Raw genomic sequence first — 6,007 nt, 5'->3', positions numbered from 1 at the left:
CGACGCCGATCGTCCGAAGGTACGCATGCCCAAGTCCAAAGTCCGCAAGAAGAACGACTTCACCATCAACCCGGTGAGCCGGACTCCGGTCAAGGTGAAGGCGGGCCCGTCGAGCATCTGGTTCGTGGTGTTCTTCATCAGCCTGATGCTGATCGGGCTGGTGTGGTTGATCGTGTTCCAGCTCGCCGGCAGCGGTCCCGAGGTGCCCAGCATCCTGCAGTGGATGGCCGACCTCAACGTGTGGAACTACGCGATCGCCTTTGCCTTCATGATCACCGGGCTCTTGCTCACGATGCGCTGGCGGTGACCCCCAACCCGCCATGGGATGAATTCATTTCGTCTGCGTGGCGTTCTCCTGCGCGCAACCTGGCGGTCACCGGATCACATGGATGTGATTCATCCCCATTGGGGATAGCACTTGTGGATAACTGCGTTCGGCGCGGTAGAGGGGTGTGAATTGTCCACACAGCAAACACAGTGGGGTCCACCGACGGCGGGGGTCGTCGGCGCGGCCATCGGCGGCCTGATCTTGGGCGTCGGCGCTGTGACGCTGGTCACAGACCCGCCGGGGCGGCTTCTTGTGGGCCTTGCCGCAGTCGGATTACTGGTGTTTGCAGTCATGTCGTGGCGCGCACGTCCAAAGCTGGCAATCGCCGACGGTTCTCTGGTCTACCGCGGGTGGTGGCGGACCCGTCAGCTCGGGCACGACGACATCCGGCTGATCCGCATCACGGAATTCCGCCGGATCGGCCGCAAGGTGCGCCTGTTGGAGATCGACACCACCGACGACCGGCTTCTGGTGCTGAGCCGCTGGGACCTCGGCACCGACCCGCTCCGGGTGCTCGATGTACTCACCGAGGCAGGTTTCGCCCCCGGCACTTAGCCGCGGAACTGTATTCCAGCAGCGCTTTTTTCGAACTTCTGCTGCTGGAATACCGTTCCGGCGAGGGTCAGGAGATGGTGATCGACTCGATCACGACGGCCTCCGTCGGCCGGTCGCTGCGGTCGGTCGCGGTGGTGGCGATGGCGTCGACGACCTTCTGCGACTCAGGGTCGACGACCTCGCCGAAGATGGTGTGCCGGCGGTTGAGGTGCGGCGTCTTGCCCACCGTGATGAAGAACTGCGAACCGTTGGTGCCGGGGCCGGCATTGGCCATCGCCAGCAGGTACGGCTTGTCGAACTGCAGCTCCGGGTGGAACTCGTCGGCGAACTGGTAGCCGGGTCCGCCGCGGCCGGTTCCCGTCGGATCCCCGCCCTGGATCATGAAGCCGTCGATGACCCGGTGGAACACCGTGCCGTCGTAGAACGGGCCCGAGGATCCGCCTGAGGCGTTCTCGGTGCTGTAGTCCTTGGTGCCCTGCGCCAAACCGACGAAGTTCGCCACCGTCTTGGGGGCGTGGTTTCCGAAGAGGGCAACCTTGATGTCGCCGCGATTGGTGTGCAGGGTCGCGGTCGCTGTCTGAATGGAGCTCGTCACGGGAAGCCAGTGTGCCACGCCCCGTCTGCCGTCCATCCGGGCACCTTGCGCTCGCCGAGGTGGCAGGCTGGAGAACCGACGTCCGTCCGTCCGGAAGAGGTGGGTTATGAGCTCCAAGACCGTGGTCCGATTGACCCCGAGCCAGCGGCTCGGCCGGGGCCTGAAGAATTCGGTGGCCGGCCCGGTGGACGTCACCAGGGGAGCGGTGGGTGTCGGGCTGGACTCGGTGCGCTCCTCGGCCGCATGGGTGGGCAACCGCTATCAACGCGGACGGGTCGCCCGCCAGTTGAAGGCCGATCTGGCCACGGCGCAGGACTCCATCTCCGCGGAGATCTCGGCCGCCCAGGAAGTCGTCGCCGGCCTTCCCGACGCGCTGGACAAAGCGCGACGGTCCCGCGGCCGACGCCGCCCGGTCCTGCTGGCGGGCATCGGCCTCGCGGTGCTGGCCGGGGGAGCGGCCGCGTTCACGATCATCCGCCGCTCGACGCAGCCGGAGCCGTCGCCGCTGCCGCCGAGCGTCGAAGTCGCCCCCCGCCCGTAGCGCACACCTCCTGATCATGGCGGTCTCGGTATTCGATCTGTTCTCTATCGGCATCGGTCCGTCGAGTTCGCACACCGTCGGCCCGATGCGGGCCGCGGGGCGGTTTGTCGCAGCTCTGGCAGCCGACGACTTGCTCGGCGACGTGTCCCGGTTGCGGGTCGAGCTTTTCGGCTCACTGGGCGCGACGGGCGCCGGGCACGGCACCCCCGGTGCTGTCGTCCTCGGGCTGGAGGGGTTCGACCCTGAAACCGTCGATCCCACCTCCGCACGCACCCGCGTCGAGGCGGTCGGATCCGAACGTCGATTGCTTCTGCCCGGCGGGCACGCCATCGAGTTCGACCCCGCGGACGACATCGTTCTGTCGTTGCAGGCCATGGATTTTCACAGCAACGGCATGGTGTTCACCGCCCTGCACGGCGATGGGTCCACGCTGGCGCGGCGGGTGTACTACTCGGTGGGTGGCGGGTTCGTGGTCGACGAGGACGAGGCCGCGACGGGCACCCGCGACGACACAGAACTGCCCTTCCCGTTCCGCACGGGCACCGAACTCGTCGCGTTGGCTGACGAAAACCGCTGCAGCATCGCCGATCTCGTCTCCCGCAACGAAGAAGCCCTCGGCAACGGGGCGCGCCTGCGCGACGGACTCCTGCGGATCTGGGCGGCGATGCGAGAGTGCGTGGATCGCGGGTTGCAGACCGGCGGGACGCTGCCCGGTGGCCTGCGGGTACGCCGCCGGGCCCACGCACTGGCCGACGCGCTCGAGTCCGACCCGTCCGATCCGCTCTACGCGATGGACTGGGTGACGGTGTACGCCCTCGCCGTCAACGAGGAGAACGCCGCCGGTGGCCGGGTGGTGACCGCACCGACCAACGGTGCCGCCGGGATCATTCCCGCGGTCCTGCACTACTACTGGCGGTTCGTCCCGGGCGCGACGGAGGACCGCGTAGTCGAGTTCCTGTTGACCGCCGCCGCGATCGGACAGCTGTTCAAGGCCAACGCCTCGATCTCCGGGGCCGAGGTCGGTTGCCAGGGGGAGGTCGGCTCGGCGTGCTCGATGGCCGCGGCCGGCCTGGCCGCGGTGCTGGGTGGCACCCCCGCCCAGGTGGAGAACGCCGCCGAGATCGGCATCGAACACAACCTCGGCCTGACGTGTGACCCTGTCGGCGGGCTGGTCCAGATCCCGTGCATCGAGCGCAACGCCGTCGCGTCGGTGAAGGCCATCGTCGCCGCGCGAATGGCCCTTGCCGGCGACGGCACCCACCACGTCAGCTTGGACACCGCGATCAAGACGATGCGTGAGACCGGCGCGGACATGGCCGCCAAGTACAAGGAGACGTCGTTGGGCGGGTTGGCGCTCAACGTGGTGGAGTGCTGAGCCGAGTGCTGAGTGGCGTGCTGATCCGCGCCCAGGTGTAGCCGACCCGCCCCAGGGGGTATGGATGCCTGCTGGAGGGTCCGACAACCGAGAGGCGCACATGAGCACCAGGGACGACGTGAAAGAGGATCTGGCCACGGTCTATCCCCGGCTGACGCGGCCCGACGTCGAGCGTGTCGTCACCCTGTTGGCACAGGCACCCGCGACCGACAGCGGCAAGAGCATCGCCACCGCGTTGAAACCCATGGTGCCCGAGGTGTCGCAACGGCTCGATTCGCTGTCGGCGGAAGACGTCACCGAGTATCTGCGGCTGCTTCAGGGGGCGGGGACGATGGTGCTTCAGTCCTGGAAGGAGCCGGACGCGGCGGGCCCCGGGATCGGGCAGATCCAGTCGTTCATCGACACCCTCGAGGGCTGACGGGCTCGCAGTTCGAGGTATCGGCCTCTGCCGGCGTTCTCGGGGACTAGCGTCGTATGGGTCTCGGCGAGGGGACGGCGCCGATGTACGCCGACACCGAGGAAACGCACCCATGATTCTCACCGAAGCATTCCTGGCCGTGAAAGCCGACTTCACCGACGGAGCGCTCAATGTGAGCGGTGGATTGCTCGGCACCATGTATGTGCCCTCACCGCTGGAATACGGTTCTGGGGACGTGCCGACAGGAAGCTTCTACCTCGTCAGCCTGTTCCGGACCAGTCCGAATGACCACCAGAAACCGTTCGGGCTGACGATCGAGTTCATCGATTCCGATGGTCTGAGGCAGGTTGTCGCCCGGAACACCGTGGTGTTCGACGATCCGGCTGAGGGCGCGGGCTGCTGGGTCTCGCCCATCACCCTGGCCAGTCCCAAGCCTGGCCAGGTCTTCTTCACCGTCAGTGTCGAAGGTGGCGGAAAGCCCGTGAGCATTCCGGTTCAAGTCCGCCAGCGCTGACGCCGAGCTTCTGGCGATTTCGTGTGGAGCCTAGGAGATTCGAACTCCTGACATCTGCCTTGCAAAGGCAGCGCTCTACCAACTGAGCTAAGGCCCCCGGGTACCTACCTATCGGGAAGGCATGTCGGTGGTGGTGTACCACACCTCGTCGCCGTGTTGGGCCCGCCACACCACCAGTGCGGCGGCCGCTGCGACTGCAGCGGCGAACAGGAGCACCATCTTCATCGATGCACACCTTTCCGTGGGGCTAGGAGGACTCGAACCTCCGACCTCTTCGTTATCAGCGAAGCGCTCTAACCGCCTGAGCTATAGCCCCGTGAACCACTAACGGGGGACGCCCGCGAGCGGGCGCCGAGCGACGAGATTACCGCACCGGTGAGCTGTGACCCAAACCCGAAAGCGCGGCACCTCAGTCGCGGTCGGCGAGAGTGACCTCGACGCCGCCCACCAGGTCGGTCGTGAGGTTGTAGATGAACACCCCGATCGTGGCCGCGGCGGTCATCAGCACGATGTTGACCAGTCCGATCAGCGCGGCCCCACCGAAGACGGTGCCACTGGACACCAGCTCACCGCCGGCGCTGCCGCTGGCGCTTGTCAACAGGTCGCCGACGTTGCTGTTGAGCTTGCTCCACACACCCATGCCGCCGAGCACCAGATACAGGAACGCCACCGCGATCATCCAGACGAAGAACATCGCCACCGAGAGCACCGACGACACCTTCAGCGCGCTCCACGGATCGATGCGCCGGATCTGCATGCTCGCCCGCACCGGCCCCTTGTGCGTCCGCGCGGCGACCTGCACCCTTCCAGGTGCCTGCGCTTTGTCCGGACCCTTCGCCGACTGCTCGGACGACGGCCGCTCGGCCGGCTTGCGCTGCTGCTGCGGCCGGGGGGGTGGACCCGACAGATCCGGGATCTCGCTGGCGTAGGCCGCCGGGGCGCCCTCACCGCGGCCGCCGTGCTCGGGGCGACCCGGCTCGGCGCGTACCACGTCGGTGCGCTCATTGCGCGTACCGGCGTCGGCTTCCGAAGCGCTGCCGGACGCCGGCGAACCCGCGATGAAGCGGTTCAGCCGGGCGTCCAGACCCGGCGGGTTGCTCCGGGGACTGTCACCGGACTGCTGCCCCTCGGAGGGCTGCTGGTGCTGCCGACGGGTGGCCGGGCCCCGCTGCCATGGCGGGACGTCGCCAGAATCGGCACTGCGCGCCGGCCCGGAGCCCGACGGCGGCGCATTGCGCGCCGCCGAGTTCCCCAGCGAACCACCTTCATGGCCGGGTGCCGAGGGTCCGGACCCGGAGCCGTTGGCCCCGCCGGACCCCTCACCCGCACGCGGGTATCCCGGCTCGTTAGGTGAGCTCACCTGAGGCTCCTTAGCTCAGTGCCTGCTGCCTGCGCAGTCGGCGTCGCGTTACGAGTCTTCCAACTCGTCCGCTGCGTCATCGTCGGCATCTTCTTCGGCGTTGCGCGCAACGGCAATCAGTGTGTCGCCATCGCCGAGGTTCATCAAGCGCACGCCCTTGGTTTGCCGTCCGGCCTTGCGCACCTGACGTGCCCTGGTCCGGATGACACCTCCGGTGGAGGTGATGGCGTACAGCTCGGTGTCGTCGTCGACGATCAACGCTCCGACCAGAGTGCCACGTCTGCGGTCGTACTGGATCGTGAGGATGCCTTTGCCGCCGCG

The 6,007-nt window shown here is 67.3% G+C and carries 9 protein-coding genes and 2 tRNA genes; 6 read left to right on the top strand and 5 right to left on the bottom strand.

The window, feature by feature from the left end; all coding sequences use genetic code 11:
* Positions 1 to 25 precede the first annotated feature (25 nt).
* Together crgA and WA944_RS09755 are read left to right on the top strand one after the other, a co-directional pair.
* On the top strand, positions 26 to 307 hold the full coding sequence (crgA, locus tag WA944_RS09760; RefSeq protein WP_159230536.1) for a cell division protein CrgA: 282 nt from the start codon (positions 26 to 28) through the stop codon (positions 305 to 307).
* Between the two features lie 150 nt (positions 308 to 457).
* Positions 458 to 883, top strand: a complete 426-nt coding sequence (locus WA944_RS09755; protein ID WP_526608961.1) for a PH domain-containing protein — start codon at positions 458 to 460, stop codon at positions 881 to 883.
* A gap of 67 nt (positions 884 to 950) precedes the next feature.
* On the opposite strand, the gene WA944_RS09750 is transcribed toward WA944_RS09755, so the two are convergent.
* Positions 951 to 1,514: a peptidylprolyl isomerase gene (locus WA944_RS09750; RefSeq protein ID WP_526646832.1), complete on the bottom strand. Its 564-nt coding sequence runs from the start codon at positions 1,512 to 1,514 to the stop codon at positions 951 to 953.
* Between the two features lie 70 nt (positions 1,515 to 1,584).
* Here WA944_RS09750 and cwsA point away from each other — a divergent pair, with 70 nt between their 5' ends.
* The 4 genes from cwsA (at position 1,585) to WA944_RS09730 (ending at position 4,326) form a co-directional block, all read left to right on the top strand.
* Complete coding sequence (gene cwsA / locus WA944_RS09745; protein ID WP_526608962.1) at positions 1,585 to 2,019, top strand: cell wall synthesis protein CwsA; 435 nt, start codon at positions 1,585 to 1,587, stop codon at positions 2,017 to 2,019.
* A 16-nt stretch (positions 2,020 to 2,035) separates the two neighbouring features.
* Positions 2,036 to 3,394 carry an L-serine ammonia-lyase gene (locus tag WA944_RS09740; RefSeq protein ID WP_526608963.1) on the top strand — a complete coding sequence of 453 codons (1,359 nt, stop codon included), beginning with the start codon at positions 2,036 to 2,038 and terminating at the stop codon, positions 3,392 to 3,394.
* A 100-nt stretch (positions 3,395 to 3,494) separates the two neighbouring features.
* Positions 3,495 to 3,812: a hypothetical protein gene (locus tag WA944_RS09735; RefSeq protein WP_526374888.1), complete on the top strand. Its 318-nt coding sequence runs from the start codon at positions 3,495 to 3,497 to the stop codon at positions 3,810 to 3,812.
* A 139-nt stretch (positions 3,813 to 3,951) separates the two neighbouring features.
* On the top strand, positions 3,952 to 4,326 hold the full coding sequence (locus tag WA944_RS09730; protein WP_526374890.1) for a hypothetical protein: 375 nt from the start codon (positions 3,952 to 3,954) through the stop codon (positions 4,324 to 4,326).
* A 24-nt stretch (positions 4,327 to 4,350) separates the two neighbouring features.
* On the opposite strand, the gene WA944_RS09725 is transcribed toward WA944_RS09730, so the two are convergent.
* The 4 genes from WA944_RS09725 to WA944_RS09710 form a co-directional block, all read right to left on the bottom strand.
* A tRNA-Ala gene (locus WA944_RS09725) sits at positions 4,351 to 4,423 on the bottom strand.
* Positions 4,424 to 4,568: 145 nt separating this feature from the next.
* A tRNA-Ile gene (locus tag WA944_RS09720) sits at positions 4,569 to 4,642 on the bottom strand.
* Between the two features lie 93 nt (positions 4,643 to 4,735).
* The gene (locus WA944_RS09715) at positions 4,736 to 5,686 is read right to left on the bottom strand and encodes a DUF3566 domain-containing protein (protein ID WP_526608964.1); all 951 of its coding nucleotides are present in this window, start codon (positions 5,684 to 5,686) and stop codon (positions 4,736 to 4,738) included.
* 48 nt (positions 5,687 to 5,734) lie between these two features.
* Positions 5,735 to 6,007, bottom strand: a 273-nt coding sequence (locus tag WA944_RS09710) for a DNA gyrase C-terminal beta-propeller domain-containing protein (protein ID WP_526646830.1), incomplete at its 5' end; no start/stop codon positions are given.

This window comes from Mycobacterium sp. (assembly GCF_049683355.1).
Lineage (GTDB): Bacteria > Actinomycetota > Actinomycetes > Mycobacteriales > Mycobacteriaceae > Mycobacterium.
This window is presented reverse-complemented; position numbering and strand designations above follow the sequence as displayed.